General features: G+C 67.4%; 26 protein-coding genes. 10 read left to right on the top strand and 16 right to left on the bottom strand.

The annotated features are described in order from the left end of the window. Positions 1-3 precede the first annotated feature (3 nt). Positions 4-765 carry a CPBP family intramembrane glutamic endopeptidase gene (locus C7H75_RS07685; protein WP_081121303.1) on the bottom strand — a complete coding sequence of 254 codons (762 nt, stop codon included), beginning with the start codon at positions 763-765 and terminating at the stop codon, positions 4-6. Between the two features lie 234 nt (positions 766-999). Between C7H75_RS07685 and C7H75_RS07680 the strand changes: the two genes are divergently transcribed. Further along, entirely contained in the window at positions 1,000-2,697 is a 1,698-nt protein-coding gene (locus C7H75_RS07680; protein ID WP_005514578.1) for a fumarate hydratase, read from the top strand. Positions 2,698-2,857: 160 nt separating this feature from the next. Beyond that, entirely contained in the window at positions 2,858-3,871 is a 1,014-nt protein-coding gene (locus tag C7H75_RS07675; protein ID WP_005514579.1) for an alcohol dehydrogenase catalytic domain-containing protein, read from the top strand. A gap of 15 nt (positions 3,872-3,886) precedes the next feature. On the opposite strand, the gene C7H75_RS07670 is transcribed toward C7H75_RS07675, so the two are convergent. The 4 genes from C7H75_RS07670 to C7H75_RS07655 form a co-directional block, all read right to left on the bottom strand. Further along, positions 3,887-4,480 (bottom strand): TlpA disulfide reductase family protein, encoded by a 594-nt coding sequence (locus C7H75_RS07670; RefSeq protein ID WP_044990685.1) that lies wholly within the window; start codon positions 4,478-4,480, stop codon positions 3,887-3,889. Between the two features lie 60 nt (positions 4,481-4,540). Beyond that, on the bottom strand, positions 4,541-5,143 hold the full coding sequence (locus C7H75_RS07665) for a methyltransferase family protein (protein ID WP_005514581.1): 603 nt from the start codon (positions 5,141-5,143) through the stop codon (positions 4,541-4,543). 73 nt (positions 5,144-5,216) lie between these two features. Continuing rightward, positions 5,217-5,786: a mismatch-specific DNA-glycosylase gene (locus tag C7H75_RS07660; RefSeq protein WP_005514583.1), complete on the bottom strand. Its 570-nt coding sequence runs from the start codon at positions 5,784-5,786 to the stop codon at positions 5,217-5,219. A 40-nt stretch (positions 5,787-5,826) separates the two neighbouring features. Then, entirely contained in the window at positions 5,827-6,303 is a 477-nt protein-coding gene (locus C7H75_RS07655; RefSeq protein WP_013415324.1) for a VOC family protein, read from the bottom strand. A 190-nt stretch (positions 6,304-6,493) separates the two neighbouring features. Here C7H75_RS07655 and C7H75_RS07650 point away from each other — a divergent pair, with 190 nt between their 5' ends. Continuing rightward, on the top strand, positions 6,494-7,414 hold the full coding sequence (locus C7H75_RS07650; protein ID WP_005514586.1) for an SDR family oxidoreductase: 921 nt from the start codon (positions 6,494-6,496) through the stop codon (positions 7,412-7,414). 21 nt (positions 7,415-7,435) lie between these two features. Beyond that, a complete protein-coding gene (locus tag C7H75_RS07645; protein WP_064058958.1) occupies positions 7,436-7,915 on the top strand; it encodes an SRPBCC family protein in 480 nt (159 codons plus the stop codon). 287 nt (positions 7,916-8,202) lie between these two features. Here C7H75_RS07645 and C7H75_RS07640 read toward each other — a convergent pair whose 3' ends face one another. After that, a complete protein-coding gene (locus C7H75_RS07640; RefSeq protein WP_022594761.1) occupies positions 8,203-9,399 on the bottom strand; it encodes an RtcB family protein in 1,197 nt (398 codons plus the stop codon). A gap of 168 nt (positions 9,400-9,567) precedes the next feature. Between C7H75_RS07640 and C7H75_RS07635 the strand changes: the two genes are divergently transcribed. Next, on the top strand, positions 9,568-10,458 hold the full coding sequence (locus C7H75_RS07635; RefSeq protein ID WP_005514591.1) for a carboxymuconolactone decarboxylase family protein: 891 nt from the start codon (positions 9,568-9,570) through the stop codon (positions 10,456-10,458). Between the two features lie 10 nt (positions 10,459-10,468). On the opposite strand, the gene C7H75_RS07630 is transcribed toward C7H75_RS07635, so the two are convergent. The 5 genes from C7H75_RS07630 to C7H75_RS07610 form a co-directional block, all read right to left on the bottom strand. Then, the gene (locus C7H75_RS07630; RefSeq protein ID WP_005514592.1) at positions 10,469-10,957 is read right to left on the bottom strand and encodes an FBP domain-containing protein; all 489 of its coding nucleotides are present in this window, start codon (positions 10,955-10,957) and stop codon (positions 10,469-10,471) included. Positions 10,958-11,041: 84 nt separating this feature from the next. Then, the gene (locus C7H75_RS07625) at positions 11,042-12,139 is read right to left on the bottom strand and encodes an LLM class flavin-dependent oxidoreductase (RefSeq protein WP_005514593.1); all 1,098 of its coding nucleotides are present in this window, start codon (positions 12,137-12,139) and stop codon (positions 11,042-11,044) included. Next, entirely contained in the window at positions 12,136-12,870 is a 735-nt protein-coding gene (locus tag C7H75_RS07620; protein WP_013415319.1) for an ABC transporter ATP-binding protein, read from the bottom strand. Before C7H75_RS07620 ends, C7H75_RS07625 begins: the two co-directional genes overlap by 4 nt. Further along, complete coding sequence (locus C7H75_RS07615) at positions 12,843-13,685, bottom strand: ABC transporter permease (RefSeq protein ID WP_005514595.1); 843 nt, start codon at positions 13,683-13,685, stop codon at positions 12,843-12,845. The genes C7H75_RS07620 and C7H75_RS07615 overlap by 28 nt, the downstream gene beginning before the upstream one ends. After that, positions 13,682-14,692, bottom strand: a complete 1,011-nt coding sequence (locus C7H75_RS07610; RefSeq protein WP_022594757.1) for an ABC transporter substrate-binding protein — start codon at positions 14,690-14,692, stop codon at positions 13,682-13,684. Before C7H75_RS07610 ends, C7H75_RS07615 begins: the two co-directional genes overlap by 4 nt. A gap of 363 nt (positions 14,693-15,055) precedes the next feature. On the opposite strand from C7H75_RS07610, the gene C7H75_RS07605 reads away from it, so the two are divergent. From C7H75_RS07605 to C7H75_RS07595, 3 genes are all read left to right on the top strand, one after another. Continuing rightward, on the top strand, positions 15,056-15,325 hold the full coding sequence (locus tag C7H75_RS07605) for a GlsB/YeaQ/YmgE family stress response membrane protein (RefSeq protein ID WP_013415316.1): 270 nt from the start codon (positions 15,056-15,058) through the stop codon (positions 15,323-15,325). Positions 15,326-15,465: 140 nt separating this feature from the next. Beyond that, positions 15,466-16,533 (top strand): GmrSD restriction endonuclease domain-containing protein, encoded by a 1,068-nt coding sequence (locus tag C7H75_RS07600; RefSeq protein WP_233281873.1) that lies wholly within the window; start codon positions 15,466-15,468, stop codon positions 16,531-16,533. 89 nt (positions 16,534-16,622) lie between these two features. Then, on the top strand, positions 16,623-17,621 hold the full coding sequence (locus C7H75_RS07595; RefSeq protein WP_106851178.1) for a pseudouridine synthase: 999 nt from the start codon (positions 16,623-16,625) through the stop codon (positions 17,619-17,621). Here the strand turns inward: C7H75_RS07595 and C7H75_RS07590 are convergent. The 3 genes from C7H75_RS07590 to C7H75_RS07580 form a co-directional block, all read right to left on the bottom strand. Continuing rightward, positions 17,557-18,969 carry an FAD-dependent oxidoreductase gene (locus tag C7H75_RS07590; protein WP_081182973.1) on the bottom strand — a complete coding sequence of 471 codons (1,413 nt, stop codon included), beginning with the start codon at positions 18,967-18,969 and terminating at the stop codon, positions 17,557-17,559. The genes C7H75_RS07595 and C7H75_RS07590 overlap by 65 nt on opposite strands. Before the next feature lie 12 nt (positions 18,970-18,981). Continuing rightward, positions 18,982-19,869, bottom strand: a complete 888-nt coding sequence (locus C7H75_RS07585) for an AurF N-oxygenase family protein (protein WP_064058951.1) — start codon at positions 19,867-19,869, stop codon at positions 18,982-18,984. 240 nt (positions 19,870-20,109) lie between these two features. Continuing rightward, complete coding sequence (locus tag C7H75_RS07580) at positions 20,110-21,096, bottom strand: glycoside hydrolase family 43 protein (protein ID WP_106851177.1); 987 nt, start codon at positions 21,094-21,096, stop codon at positions 20,110-20,112. 147 nt (positions 21,097-21,243) lie between these two features. Between C7H75_RS07580 and C7H75_RS07575 the strand changes: the two genes are divergently transcribed. Both C7H75_RS07575 and C7H75_RS07570 read left to right on the top strand, forming a co-directional pair. Then, positions 21,244-21,498, top strand: coding sequence for a thioredoxin domain-containing protein (locus tag C7H75_RS07575; protein WP_005514606.1), 255 nt, complete (start codon positions 21,244-21,246; stop codon positions 21,496-21,498). Positions 21,499-21,654: 156 nt separating this feature from the next. After that, positions 21,655-22,578, top strand: coding sequence for a DUF2971 domain-containing protein (locus tag C7H75_RS07570; RefSeq protein ID WP_084866037.1), 924 nt, complete (start codon positions 21,655-21,657; stop codon positions 22,576-22,578). Between the two features lie 201 nt (positions 22,579-22,779). Here the strand turns inward: C7H75_RS07570 and C7H75_RS07565 are convergent, their stop codons facing one another. Further along, positions 22,780-24,075, bottom strand: a complete 1,296-nt coding sequence (locus tag C7H75_RS07565) for a site-specific integrase (protein WP_106851993.1) — start codon at positions 24,073-24,075, stop codon at positions 22,780-22,782. Positions 24,076-24,346: 271 nt separating this feature from the next. Beyond that, on the bottom strand, positions 24,347-25,078 hold the full coding sequence (locus C7H75_RS25705) for a putative phage terminase small subunit (RefSeq protein WP_159025978.1): 732 nt from the start codon (positions 25,076-25,078) through the stop codon (positions 24,347-24,349). Positions 25,079-25,318 lie beyond the last annotated feature (240 nt).

Raw genomic sequence — 25,318 nt, 5'->3', positions numbered from 1 at the left:
GAGTCAGGCCAGGGAGGCGTGCCAGACGAGAGCGGCAGCGAGTGCGCCGATGCCGTTGAGCGACCAGTGCAACGCGATCGGGGCGAGCAGGCTGCCACTGCGACTACGGAGCCATGTGAAGACGAATCCGGCCGCGGCGGTGGCAGCGACCGCGCCGGCGATGCCGAGGATCTGCCCCACCAGCCCGCCACCGAGGATCCCGGTGAGACCGCGATTGCCCGTCGTGAGTCCCAGCGACGAGGCGATGTGCCACAGCCCGAAGAGCAGCGAACCGGTAGCGAAGACACCACGCGCCCCGGAGACGCGCGACAGGGTGCCCTGCAGCACGCCGCGGAACGCGAGTTCCTCGGGGATCACGGTCTGCAGCGGAATGACGATCATCGAGGCGATGAGGGCGCCGGAGACGGTCGCGTAGCGATCCGCCATGAAGAACTGCCGGGTGAACGGCAGCGCGATGCCGACAGCCACGACGGCGAGCACCAACCCCACACACGCGAGCGCATAGACCGTGCCCTTGCGCCAGTGTCGCGGCGACAGTCCCAGTTCCGCCCAGCCGAGTCCGCGACGACGGGTGAGTCCGACCAGGACGACCGCGGCGATCGGAACCGTCGCGATACTCGCCCAGACCGTGGTGAAGTGCGCGACCAGATTGGTCGAGACCAGGACGGCCACGACGACGACGACATCCAGCCAGGCGTGCGCGGCGCGGATGCGGTGAATGCCCGTGGTCGACACGGTGTCGGCGTTGGCTGTAGCGATGTTCATACGGTGAGGGGCCCCCGTCCGTCCGATCTACCCGATACCGACAGACGACATATCGTTATCTGCCCGTTATCCAATTCAGCGTACGCCCTCCACTGCTGCGCGGCCGGTGAGCTTTCGCACACTGCACTGGGACTACCCCCGATTCGACGTGTTCACACGCCGCCCCGATTCGGAGCGGCGAATGCCCGCCGTTAGCCTGGAACCGAACTCAACAGCCCGTGTTCAGGAGAAACGATGCCGGAATTCCTCTACGAGGACCTGCTGCCGATCGGTGAAGACCCCACCGAGTACCGGCTGCTCACCACCGAGGGCGTGTCGACCGTCGAAGGACCGGACGGCCGCACGTTCCTGAAGGTCGAACCAGAGGCCCTGCGGCTGCTCACCGAGACCGCACTGCACGACATCTCGCACTACCTGCGCACGGACCACCTGAAGCAGGTCGCGAGCATCCTCGACGATCCCGAGGCGTCGGGCAACGACAAGTTCGTCGCGTTGGACCTCCTGAAGAACGCCAACATCTCCGCCGCGGGCGTGCTGCCGATGTGCCAGGACACCGGCACCGCGATCGTCATGGGCAAGCGCGGCCAGCAGGTGCTCACTCCGGGCGACGACGAGGAGTCGATCGCCCGTGGCGTGTACGACGCCTACACCAAGCTGAACCTGCGCTACTCGCAGAACGCTCCCATCACCATGTGGGAGGAGAAGAACACGGGCAACAACCTGCCCGCGCAGATCGAGCTGTACGCGGATACCGCGAAGGGCCACGAGAACTCCTACAAGTTCCTGTTCATGGCCAAGGGCGGCGGATCAGCCAACAAGTCGTACCTGTACCAGGAGACGAAGGCCATCCTGAACCCGGACTCGATGATGCAGTTCCTCGAGGCCAAGATCCGTTCGCTGGGCACTGCGGCCTGCCCGCCGTACCACCTGGCGATCGTCGTCGGCGGCACCTCCGCCGAGTTCGCGCTCAAGACAGCCAAGTACGCGTCCGCGCACTACCTGGACGAGCTGCCCACCGAGGGCGCGATCACCGGGCGCGGCTTCCGTGACCACGAGCTCGAGAAGAAGGTCTTCGAGCTCACCCAGAAGATCGGCATCGGCGCACAGTTCGGCGGCAAGTACTTCTGCCACGACGTCCGCGTCATCCGTCTCCCCCGCCACGGCGCCTCGCTGCCCGTCGCGATCGCCGTCTCGTGCTCGGCCGACCGCCAGGCCAAGGCGAAGATCACGCCCGAGGGCGTCTTCCTCGAGCAGCTCGAGTTCAACCCGGGCCAGTTCCTTCCCGAGGTCACCGACACCCAGCTCGACACGGACACCGACGGCGTCTCGGGTACCGGCAAGGGCGCCGCGGTCAAGATCGACCTCACCCGCCCGATGCCGGAGATCCTGGCCGAGCTGTCCAAGCACCCGGTCAAGACCCGCCTGTCGCTGACGGGCCCGCTGGTCGTCGCGCGCGACATCGCGCACGCGAAGATCAAGGAGCGCCTGGACGCCGGCGAGGAGATGCCGCAGTACCTCAAGGATCACCCGGTGTACTACGCCGGACCGGCCAAGACCCCGGACGGGATGGCGTCCGGCTCCTTCGGCCCCACCACCGCGGGCCGGATGGATTCGTACGTCGAACAGTTCCAGGCTGCGGGCGGATCGATGATCATGCTCGCCAAGGGCAACCGGTCCAAGCAGGTCACCGACGCGTGCAACACGCACGGTGGCTTCTACCTCGGCTCGATCGGCGGCCCGGCGGCGCGTCTGGCGCTGGACTGCATCAAGAACGTCGAGATCGTCGAGTACGAAGAGCTCGGCATGGAGGCGGTCTGGAAGATCGACGTCGAAGATTTCCCGGCGTTCATCGTCGTCGACGACAAGGGCAACGATTTCTTCGCCCACACCGGCGAAGTCACGCTGACGATCGGCAAGCGCCCCGGCCTGTGAGCTGACGGCCACCCCGAATACCGAAGGCCCGGTAGAGCATTCGCTCTACCGGGCCTTTCGTCGTTTTTGCCGCGTGCGCCGCGGGCCCTTGCCACGGTCGGTCCGTGCGGGTTTGACTGGAACACGGACCGCCGACCGCCACACCTGGAGCGAGGTGCCGATGCCGACACATCGAGCAGTACACGTCCAGTCCCCCGGTGAACCACTGACACTCGCCGACGTCGAGACGACGCACCCCGATCGCGACCACGTCCGCATCGCGGTCGCCGCATGCGGCGTCTGCGGTACCGATCACGGGTTCGTCAACGGCGGATTCCCCGGAATGTCCTGGCCGCTGACCCCCGGACACGAGATCGCCGGGACTGTAGCCGAACTCGGCGACGGCGTCGACGAGTTCGCGGTCGGCGACCGGGTGGCGGTCGGATGGTTCGGCGGCCACTGCAACGAGTGCGTCCCGTGCCGGAAGGGCACCTTCATCCACTGCGAGCGGATGCAGGTACCCAGCTGGCAGTATCCCGGCGGCTACGCCGAGTCGGTGACGGCGCCTGCCAACGCGCTCGCCCGGATCCCGGAGGGCCTCACGTTCGCGGAGGCCGCACCGATGAGCTGCGCCGGGGTCACGACGTTCGACGCGCTACGCAAGACTCGGGCGCGGCCCGGTGACCGCGTCGCCGTCCTGGGCGTCGGCGGACTCGGACACCTCGGAGTCCAGTTCGCCCGCGCGATGGGATTCGAGACGGTCGCCATCGCACGCGGCTCCGAAAAGCGGGACGACGCACGCCGGTTCGGCGCCCACCATTATGTGGATTCCACGGCCGGCGACGTCGCTGCGGCCTTGCAGTCCCTCGGGGGCGTGTCGGCGATTCTGGCGACCGCCGCGAACTCGAAGGCCATGGCCGACACGATCGGCGGACTGACCCCGCTGGGCGAACTGGTCGTCGTGGGTGTCACGCCCGACCCACTGCCGATCAGCCCGATGCAGCTGATCACGCCCGGCGTCAGCGTGACCGGACACCCGTCGGGCACCGCTCGCGACGTCGAGGAGACGATGCAGTTCGCGGTCCTGACCGGCGTGCGTGCTCAGATCGAGGAGCGCCCGCTCGCCGAGGCCGCGGACGCGTACGCCGCAATGGACGAAGGACGCGCGCGGTATCGCATGGTGCTCACGATGTGACCGCGCCCGCCCGCGTCATTCGGCCGCGATCCGCTCGACCACGGGCTGGAGGTCCACGTCGAGCAGCTCGCGCAGGAACACCGCGGCGACGCGGTGCTGCCGGTCGAGGACGATCGTCGACGGGATGACACTCGTCGGGTACTTTCCGCCGAGCGCCAGCAGTGAGCGCATCGGCGGGTCGTAGATCGACGGGTAGGTGAGCCCGAAGTCGACCGCGAAGTCCTGGGCCTTGTCCCGCTGGGGATCTCGTACGTTGATCCCGAGGAACTGCACACCGCTCCCCCTGGTCGCCTGGTAGACGCGTTCGAGGTCGTCCGCCTCGGCGCGGCACGGCGCGCACCACTGACCCCACAGGTTGATCACCACAACCTGCCCGGGGAAGTCCGCGACGCCGACCTGCTGATCGGTGATCAGTTCCGGGCCCGCGAGGTTCCCGATCGTTCCTCTCGATTCGGGCGGGTCGTAGAAGATGTCCATCTGACCGCCGGGCGCGACGAAGTCGAACGTCCCGCCCTGTGCGACGGCGTCCGTCCCGGTGGCGCATCCCGACAGCAGCATCGCGACCAGCCCCGCAGCAGCGATCGCCCGACCGTTTCTCCATCCCGGCATCCACACGACACCCAACCTACTACCTATGTACGTAGATAGTAGATGCGGCCCCGCGGAGCATCACAGTACGAAGGGGATCAATCGTCGTGTGCGGTGCATGTACTGCCGGTACGGGTCGCCCAGCCCCTCGACGAGCACCCGCTCCTCGTGCGGAATGCGCACGACGTACGCAGCCGCCAGACCCAGTACGGTCAGCGGCGCAAGCCAATTCGTGTAGGCGACAGTGAACCCGAGCGCACAGATCAGCGCACCCGTGTACGAAGGATGCCGGATCCGGCGGTAGAGGCCGGTGTCCACGACGTGCTGCCCCTCCACGGTCTGGACCTGGAACGTGAACGAGGCACCGAGTTCGTGAACGGCCCGCAGGCGCAGCACCTGGCCCGCAGCGGCCACCGCGATGCCCGCCCCGAAGAGCCACCAGGCGCCGTCGGTGATCACGGTCGCCGACACCAGCACGCCGACCGTCGCACCGCCGACGTACGCCACCAACAGGCCCAGTCCCACGGCCGCCCCGGTCCAGCCGTCCCGGTGGGACCCGGCGCCCGGGTGCGTCCGGCCGATCCACAGTTCGGACAGCACGACGGCGAGGAAGGCGACGGCCAGGATCGCTGCCGCGACCGGATCCGACGCGAAGAGCGGGAGTGCCGCACCGTTGTCCGCCACCCTTCGAGTGTGCCGCGTCCACGGCCGTCGCACGGCCGGAACGAGAGGGCCGAGCGGGCGACCGGGCGCGTAGTCAGTCCGACACGACGCCCGCGTCGACCGCGGCGGCCCGGTACGCCCGGGCGAGGGAGTCCACGGTGTCGTGCGCGTTGAGACCGCTCGGATTCGGCACCACCCACAGCGCGGCGCCCTCGAAACCCTCGGGCTGACGTCCTGCCACCGCCTTCCGCATTCCGAAAGCTGTGCGGTACGCGGTGATCCCGGCTACCGCCACCACCCGCGGTCGCACCCGGGCAACCGTCTCACGCAGGCGGACACCGCCCGTCTGCAGCTCCTCTGCGGTGAGCTCGTCGGCGCGGGCGGTCGCACGGTGGGCGATGTTCGTTATCCCGATCCCGCGGGCTACGAGCAGGCCGCGATCCTCGTCGGACATGCCGGTGGTGGGGTCGATGGGGCGGTCGACGATGCCGGCCCGCAGCAACGCCGGGTAGAAACGGTTCCCGGGCCGGGCGAAGTGCGCGCCGGTGGCCGCGGTCCACAGGCCCGGGTTGATGCCCACGAAGAGCAGCCGGCAGCCTGGGCCGATCAGGTCCGGCACCTCCGCGTCCCGGAAGGCCTCGAGTTGGTCGCGCGTGAATCCCATGACGCACAGCGAACCTCACCGACCGGGCGCGGCCAAACCGTCAGGGGTTCTCGTACGCCTCACGAATGACGTCGATGTCGAGCTTGCGCATCTGCATCATCGCCTGTGTCGCGCGCTGCGCGGCTGCCGGGTCCGGTCCGCCGATATACGACGCCAGGGTCTCCGGGACGATCTGCCACGACACGCCCCACCGGTCCTTCAACCAGCCGCACCGGCTCTCCTGGCCGCCGTCGGCGGTCAACCGGTTCCAGTACTCGTCGACCTCGGCCTGGTCGGCGCAGCTCACCTGGAACGACACAGCCTCGGTGAACGGGAACTCCGGCCCGCCGTTGAGAGCGGTGAACTTCTGGCCGTTCAGCTCGAACTCCACCGTCAACGCCAGCCCCTCCGGCCGGTGCATGCCCGGCCCGTACCGGGAGATGTTCAGAATCCTGGAGTTCTGGAACAGCGAGACGTAGAAGGTCGCGGCCTCCTCGCCTTCGGTGTCGAACCACAGGCACGGGGTGATCGTCTGCATGGTCGAGATCCTTCCGGTCGTCGTGTTCCGCATCGTGTTCGGTGGGATAGACCGCGACCGCGCCGAGAACTCATCGGCCGGCGGTCGCGAGCGTACGACGAAGCGGTGACATCCGGCCGGTAGTCGGCTCCACCGGCGGTAGATTGGGACGCGAACGAACCCGCGTGTCGCCGATCGCCGAGGGGGTTCCATGTATCAGGTTCCCGACATCACGGGCCGGTACGTCGTCGTCACCGGCGCCAACAGCGGCATCGGCAAGGAAGCCACCCGGCGGCTGGCCGCGGCGGGCGCACACGTCGTGATGGCCGTGCGGACACCCGCCAGGGGCGAGTCGGCGTGCGCCGAGATCATGCACGAGAACCCCGACGCGCAACTCGAGATCCGCCGGATCGACCTGGCCGACCTCGGCTCCGTGCGGGAGTTCGCCGCCGGTCTCCTCGACGACGGTCGACCGCTCGATCTGCTGATCAACAATGCCGGCGTCATGTCGCCGCCGCGCAGGTTCGAGACGGTGGACGGGTTCGAGCTGCAGTTCGGCTCCAATTTCCTCGGCCCGTTCGCCCTCACCAACCTGCTGCTGCCCCTACTGCTGGACGCCGCCATGCCGCGGGTCGCGACGATGACGAGCGGCACGGCGCACTACGGCCGGATCAACTTTCGGGACCTGCAGTCGCGGCACCGGTACAGCCCGGCATTGAGCTACGCGCAGTCCAAGCTCGCCGACATGCTCATGGCGCAACAGTTGGCACGGGTGGCCGACGAACTCGGCTGGCACCTGCTGAGCACCTACGCTCACCCCGGTTACACCCGAACCAATCTCCAGACCGCCGGTGCGAGCCTCGGGCGCGAGCGGCCCCGCCACGGCATGTTCTCCGGCAACGACCGCACAATGCTGCCGTCGCAGGACGTCCGTGCGGGCGTCGAGCCGATCCTGTTCGCCGCGACCAGCCCTGACGCCGTCCAGGGCGGCTACTACGGACCGGGTGGCCGGATGGCACTCGTCGGGCCCACCCGGCGGTACGACCCACCTCGCAGCTCCCGGGGCGAGGATCTGGCGCCGTCGCTCTGGGCGGTGGCCGAAAAGCTCACCGACACGACACTTCCCCTGTGAGCAGACACCGACGGAGGATCGATGACCGACCGGACAGAAACCGCCACAGTTGCCACCACGGGTGACCGAGGCGTGCACATCGAACGCGTAGTCAGGGCGCCACGCGACCGCGTGTGGGCCGCCTACACCGAACCGGATCTCATCGCCAGGTGGTGGGGGCGCGGCAACCGGCTCGACGTCGAGAAGTGGGAACTGGGGCGCGGTGGGCATTGGCGCTTCGTCGAACACCACGAGGGCGGTGCGGCCGGATTCGAGGGGCGATTCCGGGAGGTGACGCCGGGTGAGCGCATCATCTGGTCGTTCGAGTGGGACGGCATGCCGACCCACGTCTCGGTCGAGACGATCGAGTTCGTCGATCTCGGTGACGGCCGCACCAAGCTGGTGATGGATTCGATGTTCATGACGCCCGAGGACCGCGACGGCATGATGCAGTCCGGCATGGAGGCGGGTATGAACGCGAGCTTCGCCGCCCTCGACGCGTTGCTCGCGCAACCCTCCTGACCCACCGCGCGCGACTGCTGGACGATCGTCCAGATCACTTTCGGCAAAACGCCGTGGTCCGGGCCGACCCTCGGCTATATTTCGGGCGCATAACGACCTTGTCGACCGGTCTCGCCCTGGAAAGGCCCACGATGAACCTCAACCTCGTCTCGCTGTTCCCGTTTCTGATCGGACCGATCGGCAACCTCCTGAATTTCGGCAGCACCCTCGATTTCAGCTGAGCGCGACACCCGTTCGCGGCGACACCCCGGGACAGATCCCGGGGTGTCGCTGCTTCCACGGACCGATCAGGTGCCCTTCACGTTGAGGATCTGCCGCAGCGTGTGCCGGACCTCCACGAGATCTCGAGCGTCGTCCATGACGACGTCGATGTCCTTGTAGGCGTCCGGGATCTCGTCGATCCACTCGGCGCCGTGCCGGTACTCGATCCCCTTCATCCGGTCGGCCAGGTCCGCCACGGTGAACCGCTTGCGGGCCTGCGTCCGGGAGAATCGACGGCCGGCGCCGTGCGGGGCGGAGCACAGCCCGCGCGCATCGCCCTTTCCCCGGACCACGTAGGACCGGGTGCCCATCGACCCCGGAATGACCGCGTCCACGCCCTCGTGCGCGTCCACCGCCCCCTTGCGGGTGAGCCACACCGTCTCTCCGTAGTGCTCTTCCTGCTCGGTGTAGTTGTGGTGACAGTTGATCCGCTCTTCCTCCACCACCGGCGCGCCGATCCACTCGCCGAACACTTCGGCGAACCGATCCATCATTTCCGCGCGGTTCAGCAGCGCGAACCGCTGCGCCCAACGCAGTTCCCGGATGTACGCCCAGAACTCGGGCGCACCCTCCGCCAGGTAGGCGAGATCCCGGTTGGGCAACCCGATGTGCCATGTCCGGCAGAGCTTCTGGGCGATCGCGATGTGCTTCTGTGCGATCTTGTTCCCCACCCCACGACTACCGGAGTGCAGGAACAACCAGACCCGATCCTCCTCGTCGAGGCACAGTTCGATGAAGTGGTTGCCGCCGCCCAGCGAACCCAACTGCTCACGCCACTTCGGGGAGTGCGACAGATCGACGCCGTCGCGCGCCGCCCGCTCCTCGAGTTCGGCGATCTTGGGCTCCGCGAACCACTTCCCGAGCGACGCGGTCAGGTTGTAATTGCCCGGAGACAGCGGGATCGCGCGCTCGACACCCAGGCGCAGCGTATGCAGCGTTCGTCCCGCACCGCCGCCACGCTCGATGTCGACCAGGCCGAACTGCGTTCGCGCGGCGATCATTCCGCATCCGATGTCGACACCGACCGCCGCCGGGATCACTGCTCCGCGGGTGGGAATCACCGTTCCCACCGCCGAACCTTTGCCGAAGTGCGCGTCCGGCATCAGTGCAATGTGCGGGTACACGAACGGCATGGACGCGGTCTCCCGCGCCTGCGCGAGGGTTCCGTCGTCGATGTGGCTGGCGAAGTTCACGAGGTTGTGGTCGTGCTCGGTGGGGCTCACTGTCCTGCTCCGGTCGGGGACGAACGACGCGGGGATCGCCCACGCCACTGTCCGATCAATTGTTCGATATTCCAACCGTAGAGCGATTTCGGGACAGGGCAAGCGAATTACCCTCCGGCAGCGTTCAATGGACCGCGGCGGACAACACATGCGAGGACGGTGACAGACATGACCGAGCACGACGACTGGGCACACCACAGCGGGGCTTCTGCCCTGCGCCACTTCGCTCCCGAGGTGGCGTCGACGCTCGATCGCCTCATCGCGACCGCTCCCACCGATCTCGCCGCCGGCACCCGAGTGGTGTGCGCGCGGACCCTGTCACTTCCGCCGCTGCCGGCGCCCGCACGGATCGCCGACGACCTCACCGGTGCCTCGCTGGAGTTCGCCGAGCAATTCTCGGTGGACGTGTCGATGATCGACGATGCCCAGCGTGCCTCGTTGACCACCGCGATCGGTGCGGACACCGGCAGATTCGTCCAATTGCTGTACGTCGCCGACTGGGTGCCGCGGGCGCGGGCCGGCCTCGACGCGCTGTTCTCGGCGTCCGAACCGGGGTGGACGGTCCCCGTCGAGTGGGACACCGCCGGCGAACCGTGGCCGCTGATCCAGCGCACCCTCGTCGAGATCGCACGGGTACGTGAACTGGACCCGGTGACCACCGAGGTGGTGCGCCTCTATCAGGCCCGGCAGCACAATTGTCGTCTGTGCAAGTCGCTGCGCAATCGGACCGCGATGATGGCCGGCGGCCGCGAGGAACTGTACGACGAGATCGACGACTTCCGGCGCAGCGGGTTGTCGCCTCGGCACAAGGCTGCGCTCGAGTTCGCCGACGCCTTGATCTGGCAGCCCGCTCGCATCGATCCGCAGGTGGTGGCCGACGTCCGCACGCACTTCTCCCCCGCCGAGGCCGTCGAGCTCGTGATCGATCTGCTGCGTAACGCGTGCAACAAGATCGCGGTGTCGACGGGAACGGACGGCGCGAACGTCGCCGAGGGGATCGAGGTCTACGACGTCAATCCCGACGGCAGCGTCGACTTCGGTCTGGCGCTACCCGGCTGATCCCGCGCCGTCAGGTGTAGAGGCGATCGACGAACGCGTCGATGTTGGCCCGCACACGCTCGGTCTTCTCCTCCGGGCTGAGGTCCTCGCGGTACCGGCTGCCCAGCGCGGGCTTCTTCCGGCCGCGCGCGTACAGCGGGCAGGCCAGGTCGATGCACATGTAGATGCCCACCGAGTTGCCCGCGCGTCCCGACTCGCCGACCTTGTTCGCTGTCATGAGCGCGATACCACCGCGGGTGTGGGTGGTGAGGCAGATCGCGCACATCTGGGATTTGCCGGAACCGTTGGGTTCGAACCGCATGGCGACACCGACCGGGCCGTCCGCCCGGGGCACGACCAGGTAGCCGCGCCCAGGGAAGGCCGGGTCCGTCCAGCCGAGGAAGTCCAGGTCATCCCAGGGCCGATCGTCCAGGTCGCGTGGAGCGGGCAGGCGCTTGGCGTCCCCTTTGGAACAGTTGACGAACGACGCCCTCAGGTCGCGTTCGGTGATCGGATCCACGGGCCGACTCCTTCGATCGTTCGGGCGGCTAACTGCCGCCACGATACGACCGGTGCCGCGGACGGACAAACGGTTTTCCGGACGTCACGCGACGTGCAGCAGCCCCCGCCTGGACAGGATCGGCCGCACCCCCTCCGCGAACCAGTACGCCTCCTCGATGTGCGGCTGGCCCGAGAGCACGAAGTGCTCGACGCCCACCGCCGCGTACTCCTGGATCAACGACGCCACCTCTTCGTGGCTGCCGACCAGCGCGGTGCCGGCACCACCACGAACCAGGCCGAAGCCCGCCCACAGCCCCGGATACACCTCGAGGTTCCGCAGGTCCGCGCTGAGTCCGAGCTGGCGCCGCTGTCCCTCGGACTCACTCTGTGCCAGCCGGGCCCTGGCCAGCTCGATCTGGGCGGGACTGATCCGGCCGACGAGCTTGTCGGCCTCGGCCCACGCCTCCTCGGTCGTGTCCCGCGCGATCACGTGGGCGCGGATGCCGAAGCTCAGCGTCCGCCCGTGAGCGGCGGCGCGGCGGCGCACGTCGTCGATGAGTGCCCCCACCTTCGCCGGCGGCTCCGTCCAGGTGAGGTACGTGTCGACATGCTTCGCCGCGACGTCGAGCGCCGGTTCACTGGCGCCGCCGAAGAAGACCCCCGGCGCCGGGGACGGCGTCGGGAACGCCGCCGCGCCCTCGACCGTGTAGTACTTGCCGGAGAAGTCGTACGGCGCACTGCCCCACGCCCCGCGCACGATGTCGAGGAACTCACCCGTCCGCTCGTACCGCTCCTCCTTGGAGTGGAAGTCACCGAAGCGGCGCTGCTCCTCGGCATCACCGCCGGTGACGATGTTGAGCAGCAGACGACCTCCCGACAGCTGCTGGAACGCGGCCGCCTGCTGTGCCGCCAGCGTCGGGGTGATCAGACCGGGCCGAAATGCGACCAGGAACTTCAGGTTCCGTGTCTCCCGGATGAGTGCGGCCGTGGTGATCCAGGCGTCGGGGCACCACGATCCGGTGGGCGTGAGCACCGCCTCGAATCCGAGCTGTTCGGCGGTCTTCGCCACGAGCGTCAGATAGTCGAGCGACGCCGGACGGAACTCGGATGCCCGTCCCGACGCCTCCCGGGGTTCGAGTGCGCCGATCACCTCCCGCCCGTCCCCGTTCGTGGGCAGATACCAGTGGAAGTGCAGGGTCATGCCGAAATCCCTTCGAGAACACCGAGATGGGCGAGTACTTGTCTGCGGAGGGCGACGACCTCCGGGTGCGCGCGTTGTCGTGGACGCGGCGCCGTCACGGACACGTCGTGGGCGATCCGTCCGCCGTCGAGAACGAGCACCCGGTCGGCGAGCAACACCGCCTCCTCCACGTCGTGGGTGACGAGCAGGACGGCGAATCCGTGTCGCCGCCACAGGCGGATGAGCAACTCGTAGGCCGTGATCCGGGTGAGCGCGTCGAGCGCGCCGAACGGCTCGTCGAGCAGCAGCAGGTCCGGCTCACGGACCAGCGCGCGGGCCAGCGAGACCCGCTGCGCCTCGCCCCCGGAGAGGGTGAGCGGCCAGGCGTCGACGCGGTGCCCGAGGTTCACCTCGCCGAGTGCCTCGATCGCCCGCCGCTTGCCGTCGCCGTCGGGCAGTCCGAGGGAGACGTTGCGGTGCACCCGCTTCCACGGCAACAGACGCGGCTCCTGGAACGCGACGGCGACCGAGCAGTCCACGGCGATGCGCCCCTCGTGGCCGCGGTCCAGTCCCGCGACCGTGCGCAGCAGTGTCGACTTGCCCGACCCACTCCGTCCCACGAGCGCGACGATCTCGCCGCGGCGCAGCGTCAGGTCGATGCCGTCGAGCACCACGTCCGATCCGAACACCCGCCGCACGCCGCGGGCGGTGACGACGTCGTCGCTCACGCGCCCTGGTACGTCTTGCGCCATGTCAGCAGCCTTCCCTCCAGGGCCCGCACGATCGCGTCGGTCGCGAGACCGAGGAACGCGTAGACGAGCAGACCGAAGATGACGATGTCGATGCGGAAATAGATGCGGGCGTTGTTGATCAGGTAGCCGAGGCCCGCGTCGGCGTTGATCTGTTCGGCGACGATGAGCGCGAGCCACGCGACGCCGAGCGACATCCGCAGTCCGGTCAGTGCCTGCGGCAGCGCACCGGGCAGGACCACGTGGAGTGCCAGCTGGAACTTGTTCAGCCCGAGGGTCTCCGCCGCCTCGATCAGTTTGCCGTCGATGCTCCGGATGCCGGCGAACAGATTGAGGTAGAGCGGGAACAGCACGCCGAGTGCCACCAGGAACACCTTGGGCTGCTCACCGATGCCGAACCAGATGATGAACAGGGGGATCAGCCCCAGGAAGGGCACTGTTCGCAGCATCTGGATCGGGGGGTCGATCGCGAGTTCCACGATCCGGGAGAACCCGGCCAGCACACCGAGGAGCACGGCGACCAGGATTCCGAGCACGGCGCCGAGCAGGACCCGCTGCAGTGAGACGGCCAGTGCATCCTGCAGGCTGCCGTCGGACCACAGTTCCGCGGCGGCGGCGACCACCTGCGCGGGCGATGCGAGTGTCTTGTCCGAGACGATCCCGGCGCTGCTGAGCACCTGCCACAGCACCAACAGCACCAGCGGGGAGATCAGGCGGAGCACAGGCGTCCACGAACGCCGCGGCTGTTGCGGGCGACCCGGGGCGGTGGAGTCCGTCGCTGCGGCCTCCGGCAGACCCTTCGCCAGTACGGCGGTCATTTCGCGCCCGCCTGGATCTGCGCATTGAACCGGGCGTCGAACCAGTCACCGGCGACCGGTGCCTGCTTCACGAGTCCCGCAGCGGTGAACAAGTCGATCAGCTTCTGCTGCTTCGCGATCCGCTGGTCGTCGATGGGAACGTACGAACCCTTGGACGTGTCGAACGATGCCGCGGCGACATCCTCCGGCAGCTTGGTCAGCTTCGCGAAGATCGGCACCCATGCCTCGGGATGCGCGTCCGCCCACACCTGCGCGCGGGCCAGTCGTTCGAAGAAGTCGGCCAGCGCCGCCGACTTCTTCGGATCGGCCAGGGCCTCCGAGGCAGCCGAGAAGTACGACTGTCCGGTGGTCACCTCACGGCCGTCCGCGATGATCTTGGCGCCCGCGGTGTTCTTGCCGATCGTGGCGTAGGGATTCCACACCGCCCACGCGTCGACCTGGCCGGCCGTGAAAGCGCTCAAGGCGTCGGCGGGACCGAGGAACTGGAACTGGAAGTCCGAGACCGGCAACTTGGCCTGATCGAGAAGTCCGAGTACGAGACCGTGCGAGCTCGAGCCCTGCGTGACCGCGATCTTCTTGCCCTTCAGGTCCGCGATGGACGACGCCGTCGAGTTCGCGGGTACGAGCAGGAAGTCGTTGGCCCCGGTCCGTGCCTGCACCGCCACGATGCGTCCGGAATTGCCGTTCGCCTGTGCGAACACCGGAGGCACGTCACCCGTGCCACCCGCATCGATCTTGTTGGCGCCCAGCGCCTCCAACAGCGGCGGACCGGCCTCGAACGTGGACCACTCGATCTTGTAGTCGAGCCCGTCGAGCGCGCCGGCGGCCTCGAGCAGCGACTGCGTGCTCTTGACCTGGTCACCGATACGCAGGGTGACGTCGGACTGCGGGTCACCCGCGGTGTCCGACGCCTCGGATGCGCCGGAACTGCTGCAGGCCCCGATCGTGAGGGCCACGACCGCCGTCACGGCGGTCAGAACGAAACGTGCTCGCGTCGAACGACGCATGAAGACCTCCGATGAGTACGTGAGGAGTGCGCGAGAAACCCGGGCCGACTCGGGACGACCGGCGGGTGCGGAGAATCGGCCTGGCGTGGATACGCGACCGGTGAGATCAACAGGAACGCGGACAGGGCACACACGCGCAGCAGGCCGAGAAGGCGTGCCGGCGGGCCAGGAGGTCGACGCTGCCGTGGGTCATGCCGAGAATCCTCGGAGAGGCCGGTGCGACCGTCAACGGATGCGACCGGGACGCCCCCACGCTTTCCGTCGCTGTGCAGGGAGTTCAAGGTTTTCGATCACCCGACGTCGATCCACTCGGGATACGGCATATTCGGGACAGGCAGGTCGCCGAACTGCCATACTCCGGCCATGCTGATCATCGGGATCATCCTGTTCGGACTGCTCGTCGGCGCCGTCGCCCAGCTGATCGTCGGCAAGTCCAAGTCGGGCATCGACTGGGGTCTGGCCTGCGCCGCGGGAGTCGGCGGCTCGTTCGTCGGCGGTCTGGTCATCAGCCTCATCGCCGGTGACGGCCTCGCACTGCGTCCCAGCGGCATCATCGGCTCGCTCGCGGGCGCGATCATCGTCACCGCTGCCTGGTCGTGGTGGAAGTCGCGCCCGGCGGCGGAGACCAGCTGAGACTCGCTCCGCCACAGCACCACCCGCGGGCTGACCGTTTTGGTAGACATTGCCATTCGTGCCCATATCGGACATCACGCGACACCCCCCCACCCACGTCGATGCGTGACGCCGACCCCCGCTCCGCCGAAGGAACAATCGTGCCCGCTCCCCTCCACCTGAAATCGTGTCGGCCGCTGCCGTTCCACCGCGTGCGTTCGACGCTTCTCGGCGCTGCCGTCGCCGCCACCGTCGCCGCATCACTGGCCGCCTGCGGGAGTAGCGACTCCGCCGGGAACACGCTGACGGTGCCGAGCCCTTCATCGTCGACGACGACTCCTGCAGCAAAGTCGACGACACGCGCCGCCACCCCCGTGGCTGCAATGACCTCCGATGCCGCGACAACAGCCCTCGCCGCACTCGAGACGTTGCCGGTGAAAGGCCGGGCACCCAAGACCGGTTACGACCGAGCGCTTTTCGGTCAGGCGTGGTCCGACGACGTGACCGTCGCCGGTGGCCACAACGGCTGCGACACTCGCAACGACATCCTGCGTCGCGATCTGGTCGACATCACCGTCAAACCCGGATCGAACAACTGCACGGTCCTGACGGGAACCCTCGACGACGTGTACACGGGCAGGACCATCGAGTTCGTTCGGGGAGAGGGCACGTCGAACGCCGTGCAGGTCGATCACGTCGTCGCGTTGTCCGACGCCTGGCAGAAGGGTGCCCAGCAGCTGGACGAGACGGCCCGCCGCAACCTGGCGAACGACCCGCGCAATCTCCAGGCCGTCGACGGTCCCACCAATGGGCAGAAGGGCGACGGAGACGCTGCGACATGGTTGCCACCGAACAAGGCTTACCGCTGCACGTACGTGTCCCGGCAGGTCGAGGTGAAAGCCGCGTACGGACTGTGGGTGACTCAGGCCGAGAAGGACGCGATCGCCCGGGTTCTCAGCGACTGCGGCGCGGCTCCCCTCGGAGCCACCTCGGCGCGTGCACTGCCGTCGACCACTCCGACGCCGCCCGCGCCGCCGGTCACCGCCGCCGTCCGACAGCAGGCACCGGAACCGGCGCCCGCGGCGGCGCCCGTGGCACCCCGCGCCGAGACCGTGCACTACGCCAACTGCGCTGCGGCCCGGGCGGCCGGCGCCGCCCCGATCTACGCCGGGCAGCCCGGTTACAGCAGCAAGCTCGACCGCGACAACGACGGGATCGCCTGCGAGTAGCGTCGAACCGGACGCCGCCCACGTGGTGTGCCCACCTCGCGCTGGGCTGATGCCCCGGCCCACCGCGGTACCGGGCCCGCGCCGGTGGGATGATGGGGCACGTGCCGATGCCCTCACCGCTGCCCGTCCGGAACGGGGTCGGACCGACGCGACTGCGCGTCCCGACGTCCGGGCCGTGGGCGACGATCGCCGAGTACGTCGTGGCGCGGTTCGACCACATGGACGCCGCCGACCTGCACCGCCGGTTCGACGCCGGCGAGATCGTGGGCCCGGGCGGGGTCCCGATCCGACGCGGCACGAGGCTCGGCGAGCACGTGTTCATCTGGTACTACCGCGACTTGCCCACGGAGGAACCAATCCCCTTCCGTGAGGAGATCGTCCACGTCGACGACGACCTCGTCGTGATCGACAAGCCGCACTTCCTGCCGACCACCCCGGGTGGGCGATACCTGCGCGAGTCGGCGCTGGTGCGGTTGCGCACGCGCCTGGACAATCCGGATCTGACACCGATCCATCGACTCGACCGCGCGACCGCCGGGCTGGTGATGTTCTCGGCTCGACCCGCAACACGCGGCGCCTACCAGTCCCTGTTCGAGAAGCGTCGAGTCACGAAGGTGTACGAAGCCGTCTCGGCTCTACCGCCCGCCTGGAAGCCGGATGCCCCGGCGCTGGGCGGACACCCCGTGCCCGTGCTGTACCGCAACCACATCGAGGCCCGGCGCGGCGAGCTCCGCGTCGCCGTCGACCCGTCGCGGCCCCCGAACTCCGAGACGCTGATCGAGGTGCACGGAACCGGCGTGAGCGCGTCGGGCCGGACTGTGCTGCATACGATCCTGCGTCCGCACACCGGACGCATGCATCAGCTGCGGGTGCACCTGGCGGCGCTCGGCGCCGGAATCCTCGGCGACAGCTGGTACCCGGACCTCCTGCCCGAGGAGCCGGACGATCATTCCCTCCCGCTCCAATTGCTCGCGCGGGAGCTGGAATTCACGGATCCGCTGTCCGGTGCGCCTCGGCGGTTCGTCACCGGGCGGACATTGAGCGAGGCGCCCGTGTCCGCGAGCGCAGATCCGCAGCGAGCTGGCTGACGGTCTCGGCCGCACACCCTCGGTTGTCACCGACACCGCCGGACGCGCCTCGTTTAGCCCAGCCGACCACGTACAGTCCGTGGAGCGGCTCGCCGGTCTCGTGGGAGATCACCTGTCCTCGACGGTTGGGGACGACGCCGCCGGCGCCCAGCGGGACGCCGTCGATCGCTTTGGTGGTGAAGCCGGTGGCGCAGATCGCGGAGTGTGCGTAAAAGGTCCGTCCCGCGGTCGTGGTGACCGCGACGGCACCGGGCTCGGTCTTCACGAGGTCGGCCGCGTCCTGTCCGAACGACAGGACGATTCGCAGGGGGCGGTCGCCGGCCGGAGGGTCGGGCGATTCGCCCACGTCGATCGCGGGCAGGTGCGACAACGCGCGGAGCAGCGGTCTGTCGGCGTCGGCGGGCGGCGCGCTACCGCCTCGGTCGATCAGCACCTCGGTGTCCTCGAGGTGGAGCAGCTCGTGGAACGCGGACGCCGTGAAGGCTGCGCCGTCGGGCGCCGACCGGGACAGGATCACCAGTTCTCGGACCCGATCGTTCGCGGGCACCCGGTGACGGGTCTTCGCGACCCACCGGGCGACGTCGAAGGCGACGTTGCCCGCTCCGATCACGATGCACCTGGGTCCGGCGGGCGCGGGCGGCTGGTGTGGGCCGCAGTTCTCGGCGACCAGAATGTCGATGGCCTGGTGGATCCCGTCGCCGGCGCCGCCGGCGCCGATTCGGCGCGGCTGGGAGGCACCGCAGGCGAGGACCACGGCGTCGTAGCCCTTCCGCAGCTCGTCGATCGAGATATCTACGCCCACTTCAGTTTCGGTCACGACCGTGACGCGGTCGTCACCGAAGGGCACGTCGAAGAGCTGGATCATGTCACGCACGCCGACGTGGTCCGGGGACACACCCCGGTACAACAGGCCCCCGACGGTGTCGTATTGCTCGTAGACGGTGACGCGGATCGACGACGACCGCTGCAGGAGTTCCCGGACGGTGTACATCGCGGCCGCACCCGCCCCGACGACGGCGACGTCGAGCCGGTCGTCCGGGCCGGTCAGCGGCAGCTCGAGGACGAGGCGGGACCGGGTGCGCGTCGCCGCGGGCGCCTGCGCGAAGAACTCCCTGTTACGCGCGGCGTACGGGAGCTCGGCCGGGGTCAGCGCGTGCTCCGATTTGACGGCCGACGCCGGGCAGGCGTCGACACAGGCGGTGCAGTCGATACACGAGTCGGGGTCGATATAGAGCGTCTCGGTGGACGCGAAGCCGTCCTCGCCGGGCGCGGGGTGGATGCAGTTCTGTGGACACACCCGCACGCAGGACGCGTCCTTGCAGCAATGCCCCAGGATGACGTGGGCCACGACGACTCCTAGTCAGAGAAGATGCGACTTGCGGTAGATCCATCGAGCGCCGGAGTTCAACAGCCCTTCTCGGCTCAGGAACTCGACGAACGGCTCCGCGGCCCTCCGGAACATCATCCGATGGTGTTCGTTCCCATCGATGTTCACTTTCACGACATCCCAGTCGAGGCCGAGATCCTCGTACACCCGGCGGTTGATCAGACTCCGCGCGATCAGGTGCATACCGGCCGCGATGATCAGGGTGCTGACGAACCGCCGGAATCGGGTGCGCCCCACCAGTCGGTCGCGGATCTTCCTACGCGCGAACGCCATGTGCCTGGACTCTTCGACGACGTGGATGTAGGCGGCCCGGCGGATGGGCGCAGCGACGTCGTCGCTGTTCATCCAGTCGCGTTGCATGACGTCGAACACCTCTTCGCCGGCGAGCACGATCCCGTACGCGACCTCGTCCCAGGCGAGGTGACGGAACAGCCAACCGAAGAAGTCGAGCATGCGGTCGCGCGGATAGAAGTGGGACCCGATGCTCTCGATGGCGTTGGCGAACATCAACGAGTGCAGGTTCTCGTCGGCGCATTCGTTGAGGAGGAACTTGACATCGGATCGCCCCGGATCGGCGCTGTGACTCGCCCGCAGCAGGGCCACCTGCAGGCCCACCTCGAGCCAGATGCCGATGCCCAGGAAATGTGCGACCTCGCACCGGGTGAGCCGCACGCGCTCCGTCTCGGACATGCTGTCCCACAGCGGGGTCCCGTAGAGCGGTGACCACTGCGGGGTCATGCCGTGTCGGTCGTCGTCTCCGGGTTCGGGCGCGTAGACCAGCGGACTTCTCGAGTCGAACGACAGCCGCTGGGCGGATTCCAGAAGAGTCCGGAACAGTGCATCGCTTTCGGAAGCTGTCATTCCGTCCCATTCCTCCGATCACCGTGTCGCGGTGGACACAGGGGTGCCCGGACTTCCACTCGTACGGCATGGAACCACACGTTCGGCGCGCTGTCGCGCCGGAGCGGCGCCTCGAACCCGACCGATCCTCGCCGACGGCAGTCGCCGAGCGAGCGTAACCCCGATCACACCGAGACCGGCGCACGCGCGGCCGGTGCAGACACGGCGGATCAGGGATTCATCGCTGCGCCGCCGCCTGCCTCATGCGGGCTCGCGCATCACACCGAAGTGGCGCACACTCCCGGACAGACCCGGGATTTCGCGCAACGGGGACCAACTGACCAGCCCGTCCGCGCTGTCGGAGTAGAGGTACTTGCCCTCGGTGTAGGCGTCGAGGTAGATCCGCCAGACCCCGTTCGGCAGCTGGACGACGGTGGGGCCCTCCACCAGCGTGCCCCAGTTTCCCGGCGGGACGAAGGAGTAGGGGCCCGTCGCCGACGGGGCGACGGCGTGCTCGACCACCTTGGTCGCCTCGTTCTTGGTGAACGCATGGTAGGTCGATCCCACCTTGACCACGGTGGAGTCGATGTGGTCGGCTCCGATCCCGGCGAGCGGCACGGGCAGACTCCACTGCCGGAGCGAGGGTTCCAACGCCGTCAGCAGATACGGCACGAATCCCCCGCCGGTCGACATCGACAGGATGATGTTCACACGGTCACCGTCCACGAACCATTCGGGCGCCCACGCCTTCGTAGTGAACGGGGACAGCGACGGTCCGTCTGCCGAGCCGGCCGACCCGGACGAGCCCGGCGGGCTCGCCGACCCCGTGCCGTCGCCCGTCCCCGGCATCAATGCGCAACAGAACGGAACCGGTAGGTCACCCATGTGCGTCCAGTTGACGCGGTCACTGCTGCGTGCGAACCCGATGCTCGCGCCGCCGCCGTTCGTGTACGTGATGTAGTACAGCCCATCGGAGTTCCGGAAGATGCTCGGGTCCCGCACGAGCCCGGCCGGGGGCCGGTATGCCGCCGGCCGGACCATCTTGAACTGGGTGCCGTCCCCCGACTCGAACACATCCATGTCCTGGGCGCTGGTGTTGCTGAACGCCACCATGGTGTATCGCCACTCCGACGGCGGCGCAGCCCCGCCGGCCCCCGATGCCGCAACCAACAGGCCTGCGACACAGAGCATCACCATCGGTACGGCGAGAAGGCTTCGCTTGGCGAGCGTCACCTCTGCAGCATCCATGACAGCAGACGCGCCCGTCGCGCTTCGCCCACAGGGATTGGCAGATCGTTACCGACGAAGGGTCCAGGCACCCGCGGACCGGCGCATCGTGAACGACTGGCTCACACTGCTTCCGGACGCTCCCGACGACCGCGGCATGATTGACTCGTGCCGGAACTACTTGTCCCACTGGTGTGGCTGATCCTGCTGTCGGCGGCCATCTGCTGGTGCCTGGCGCGCCCGTCCGCGCGGTCGGCCACGACGACACTCGTCGCAGCCGCCGTGTGGCTTCCGGTGAACGGCCCGGTCGAAGGCCCCGTCCTATTGGTGGTCACACCCAGTCACGGGCTCACCGTGGCAGACCTGTTGTCGGCGGTTGCCGCCCTGGCTGCCCTCAGGGCATACCGACACGTCCGGCGCTGACCGGACACCACTAGACGTTGAAGCGGAACGCTAGGAGGCGACCCGATCGCCGATCTAGCTGCAGGAACAACGCGCCCGACGGGCACGTTAGCCCCGCCTTAGCCCCGTTGGTCCCGTTTGCGCGGGTGCGTCGGACCCGCGTGAGACGATGGGGCCATGACGAAGGCCTACATGGTGCCCGATAATGGAGAAATCCATCATTACACCGACACGAATGGACTCATCGGCATCATCCAAGGCGAGAAACTTTGGGCAACGAATATCCAATTTCTGAACGACTCTCTCGAGTATGATTTTGGCCTACAACGAGCGACCGATACCTTAGGTGAGGCCATAAAGAGGCTCGAAACTGACGATTCAGAGGAAGTTCGCTTCACGAATGAACTTCACGAATCGGTGCAAACTACCATCAGTATACTAAAGGGCGTTGGAGCAGAGTTCAAGGATGAGCACTTCGTGTGCTGCTTCTCTGCATACTGCGATGATCTCGGACAGTGGCGAGGTTACGCGCAAGAGGGGTACTCCATCACTTTCGATAGCGAAAAATTGACGAATAGCATATCGAAATCCCGGCCCGACGAACGGTACGTCACGCACGGTAACGTTACCTATGGCGAGTTCGAATGGGGGCAGGACGATTACGCAGACGCAGTGCTGTCGCGCATGCATGAGATCCTCCACAAGTCCGACATGAAGCCAGAGGATTACGGATTCTCCGCAAGCGAGCCCGGTTTCGGAGAGTTTGTCAGGGATAATAACCGCGCCGCGCTTGCCGCATTCGCGGGCGTTGCCGCATTTCAAAGATCAATTCCGTTCCTGAAGGAAACAGGTTTCGCAGACGAGCAAGAGAGGAGAATATGCGTATCAAGCCCTGAAGAAATCAAGTTCCGCCCGTCCAGGATCGGCCCACTTCCCTACACCGAGTTGGCGTTTGATCCGGAGTCCATCAAGGCCATAACTGTCGGCCCAGGACTAAATATCGAGCTCAGACAGGCCACGCTCGAGTACCTCCTCAGGCAGAAATTCGGCAAGGATCACAAGATTGAGATCAAGACGACCAAATTGTCTTTCAGGGGCTAGTCCCTGAAAGCTCCTTGCCGCTAACACGTTCGTCAGCTCCGGTGGGGTTGGCGGATGCGTCGGCGTTCAGCGTCAGACTGGCCCGGCGGCTTCTGACACTATCAATGGCGCGCGCTTTCCGGCCCGGAGGACAATCGCGACCCCGACTCCCTTCCCACCACAATGGATCCAACCGGGCGATGCAAGCCTGCAGGCGACCAGCTAACCCCTGAGCGCCCGCACGTTCGCCGGCTCCGGCGTCGCCGGGGGCGCGAACGCCGCGTTCATCGCGTTAGCGACGTGATCGCTGGCGTCCTCATACAGGTGCCCATAGGTGTCCATCGTGATCTTGAACGACGAGTGACCCAGGTGCGCCCGGATCGCCTTGGCCGGGACGTTCGCCGCGATCAGCAACGCCGCGCAGGTGTGCCGCAGATCGTGAAAGCGGAGCTTCGCCGGCAAACCCGCCTTAACTACCGCTGACTTCCACCACCTCAAGTAGAAGTCCCGGCCCCAGCTCATCGGCGCGGTGCCGTACGGCGCGCTGCCCGTCGTGGGGCCGGGCCACACGTACGTCTCTGGGCCGAATGCTCCGGCCGTCGTGCGCTCGTGTGCCAGGGCATTCAGGGCGTCGCAGAGAGCTGGCGGCATGGGGACGACGCGGGTCTTGCCGTTCTTCGGCGGGACCACGCACCAGTCGCCGTTCTTCACGGCGCTGATGGACTCAGCGACGGTGATGCGGCCACGCAATAAGTCCACGTTCTCCCATCGCAGGCCGCAGCACTCCCCCGCTCGCATTCCCGTCTGCGCGGCGAAGCACACCAGTAACGCCAAGGCGGAGTCGTGGCTGACTTCTTCTATCGCGACGGCCAGGTGTTCCACCTGTGCGGCGCTCAGGTAGGGCGTGGCCGTGGCGTCGCGGTGCGCTTTGGGTAGGTCTGCCCTCGTCAGGCCGTGCGCGGGGTTGCCGCGCAGGTACCGGGCGCGCACGGCTGCGTCAAGCACCTGCCGCATCACTCGCACCGCGTTGTGGACGGTTCCCGGTGCCAGCGGCTTCCCTGTCGGCGTCTTGCCTGCGCGCTCTCGATTGCGCGTATCACGTTGCACCCGAGCAAATTCCGGGTTCGTAGGCTTGCCGTTGTGGCCGATGCGCTTGCCCTCAGTGCTGAGCTGCGTGATCCACGTGACCAGGTCCATCGTGGTGATGCTGCCGACAGCCCTGTCGCCGAACGTGGGATAGATGCGCTGCTCGAGGATCGTCCGGTACGACTGCGCCGTCTTGGGCCGCAGGTTCCGAGACTCGAACCACAGCTCCGCCACTTCCCGGAAGGTGCGCCGGGCGTCGCTGGGGTCGATGTAGTCGCCCCGGTTCAGGTCGGCGCTGATGTTGTCCAGGAACTTCTTCGCCTCCGTCTTGGTGGCGAACGTCTTGCTGCGGCGCTTGCCGTCGGCGTCGTACCACCGAGCCTGATGCCGCCCTGCCGTCTGCTCACGAATGGAGTACCGGTTCGCTCCCATGATCACCCTCTCTAACCCGTTGTCTCACAACCTAACCCGTTGTCTCACAACCTGTTTCCACAACCGTACCGCTCCAAACGTTCAGCTCACACGTCAGTTCAACTGTCTGACTTGATGTTTCACCTGCGCCGATGTCGGCAGCAATGCCTGACGAAGCCCCGTTCTAGCCCCGAGGTCCCTGTCGACTTCGGATTTGACCGGCCTTGACGGGCGATGCAGGCAACTACCCCACCCCGCCCGTCAAAGCCGCTGGGCTGGCCGCTGGGGCTGTCTATCGTCGCCCCCTGCGCCGGGCCAGCGGTACGGGCGGTGGCGAAGTGCGCGAAAGCTGATCCAATGCGTCTTCCATCGACATCAGACCGTTGCCGGGGACCGCTGGCGCGTGAGCCGGGGCGGGAGGTTGAGGTGCGGGCAGCACCGGAGCCAGCTCCTCCACGACCTCAGCGTCGAGAACTTGCGCGTCCTCTAGCTCCTCGGTCAGCCAGTCGGGCGTCTCCTTGCCCTCGACGCCACGCTCTGCGCGGCTTTGGGCACGACTGCCACCCGTGAGAACTTCGGTCAAGATCGCTTCGAACGGCTTGCCCTGTGCCACCTCGACTTCAAGGGTGGTCTTCTCGCTGACGCCGATGCGGCCGAGGGCATCACGGATCGCAGCCAGTCTGACCTGAGGCGGAATCGACTCATCCTCGGCAAGGCTGAGCAGCCCCTTCGTAAGTTTGTCGGCGGCCATGTCCAGCCGAACGCGGGCCTTGCGCTTGACGTGTGCGGTGGATCCGCCGTGGGTAGGGCACACGGTCCCACCCATGATCGCGATACGCCTGCATGGTTCGCCATTGCTCCGCCTTGCAGTGCATCGCCGCGCTGGATCAGGGCTTCGTCCGTCCTTCCAGAACGGTTCCATGCCTTGCGGGTTCGATGCCTCCGTCACCCGCTCCAACTCCTCGCCGGCGACTGCCTCAACGCCGGATTCCTCAGTGCGCGAGGGATTGATGTTCTCGGTCATGATCTGTTCCCTGTCTACGATTCGCGGACGGCTGCGATGGTTCAGCCGGCGCCTGCTGCGGTAGGTGGGTACACGGGTACATGTACCCACCTACACTTCCGATCTCGGGCGTAAGGTGCCCTTCCCACGAATGAATCGATTCTCTCTACCTGGTCTTTCAAGGGCACCCTAAGTTGGCGGCGGCGCACGCCTAGCCGGGTACATGTACCCATGTACCCGCCCGAGCGGGGCGCACGGCGG

Source organism: Rhodococcus (subgen. Prescottella) equi (assembly GCF_003013675.1).
Classification (GTDB): domain Bacteria; phylum Actinomycetota; class Actinomycetes; order Mycobacteriales; family Mycobacteriaceae; genus Prescottella; species Prescottella equi.
Note: the sequence above shows the minus strand (reverse complement) of the source record. Positions and strands in the feature narration are given on the sequence as shown.

What these genes read in the sequence shown, in the direction of transcription:
- C7H75_RS07685 (WP_081121303.1), bottom strand. Translation starts at nt 765, where the DNA reads ATGAACATCGCTACAGCCAACGCCGACACCGTGTCGACCACGGGCATT.
- C7H75_RS07680 (WP_005514578.1), top strand. Translation starts at nt 1,000, where the DNA reads ATGCCGGAATTCCTCTACGAGGACCTGCTGCCGATCGGTGAAGACCCC.
- C7H75_RS07675 (WP_005514579.1), top strand. Translation starts at nt 2,858, where the DNA reads ATGCCGACACATCGAGCAGTACACGTCCAGTCCCCCGGTGAACCACTG.
- C7H75_RS07670 (WP_044990685.1), bottom strand. Translation starts at nt 4,480, where the DNA reads ATGCCGGGATGGAGAAACGGTCGGGCGATCGCTGCTGCGGGGCTGGTC.
- C7H75_RS07660 (WP_005514583.1), bottom strand. Translation starts at nt 5,786, where the DNA reads ATGGGATTCACGCGCGACCAACTCGAGGCCTTCCGGGACGCGGAGGTG.
- C7H75_RS07655 (WP_013415324.1), bottom strand. Translation starts at nt 6,303, where the DNA reads ATGCAGACGATCACCCCGTGCCTGTGGTTCGACACCGAAGGCGAGGAG.
- C7H75_RS07650 (WP_005514586.1), top strand. Translation starts at nt 6,494, where the DNA reads ATGTATCAGGTTCCCGACATCACGGGCCGGTACGTCGTCGTCACCGGC.
- C7H75_RS07645 (WP_064058958.1), top strand. Translation starts at nt 7,436, where the DNA reads ATGACCGACCGGACAGAAACCGCCACAGTTGCCACCACGGGTGACCGA.
- C7H75_RS07635 (WP_005514591.1), top strand. Translation starts at nt 9,568, where the DNA reads ATGACCGAGCACGACGACTGGGCACACCACAGCGGGGCTTCTGCCCTG.
- C7H75_RS07625 (WP_005514593.1), bottom strand. Translation starts at nt 12,139, where the DNA reads ATGACCCTGCACTTCCACTGGTATCTGCCCACGAACGGGGACGGGCGG.
- C7H75_RS07620 (WP_013415319.1), bottom strand. Translation starts at nt 12,870, where the DNA reads ATGGCGCAAGACGTACCAGGGCGCGTGAGCGACGACGTCGTCACCGCC.
- C7H75_RS07615 (WP_005514595.1), bottom strand. Translation starts at nt 13,685, where the DNA reads ATGACCGCCGTACTGGCGAAGGGTCTGCCGGAGGCCGCAGCGACGGAC.
- C7H75_RS07610 (WP_022594757.1), bottom strand. Translation starts at nt 14,692, where the DNA reads ATGCGTCGTTCGACGCGAGCACGTTTCGTTCTGACCGCCGTGACGGCG.
- C7H75_RS07605 (WP_013415316.1), top strand. Translation starts at nt 15,056, where the DNA reads ATGCTGATCATCGGGATCATCCTGTTCGGACTGCTCGTCGGCGCCGTC.
- C7H75_RS07595 (WP_106851178.1), top strand. Translation starts at nt 16,623, where the DNA reads ATGATGGGGCACGTGCCGATGCCCTCACCGCTGCCCGTCCGGAACGGG.
- C7H75_RS07585 (WP_064058951.1), bottom strand. Translation starts at nt 19,869, where the DNA reads ATGACAGCTTCCGAAAGCGATGCACTGTTCCGGACTCTTCTGGAATCC.
- C7H75_RS07580 (WP_106851177.1), bottom strand. Translation starts at nt 21,096, where the DNA reads ATGGATGCTGCAGAGGTGACGCTCGCCAAGCGAAGCCTTCTCGCCGTA.
- C7H75_RS07570 (WP_084866037.1), top strand. Translation starts at nt 21,655, where the DNA reads ATGACGAAGGCCTACATGGTGCCCGATAATGGAGAAATCCATCATTAC.
- C7H75_RS07565 (WP_106851993.1), bottom strand. Translation starts at nt 24,075, where the DNA reads ATGGGAGCGAACCGGTACTCCATTCGTGAGCAGACGGCAGGGCGGCAT.
- C7H75_RS25705 (WP_159025978.1), bottom strand. Translation starts at nt 25,078, where the DNA reads ATGACCGAGAACATCAATCCCTCGCGCACTGAGGAATCCGGCGTTGAG.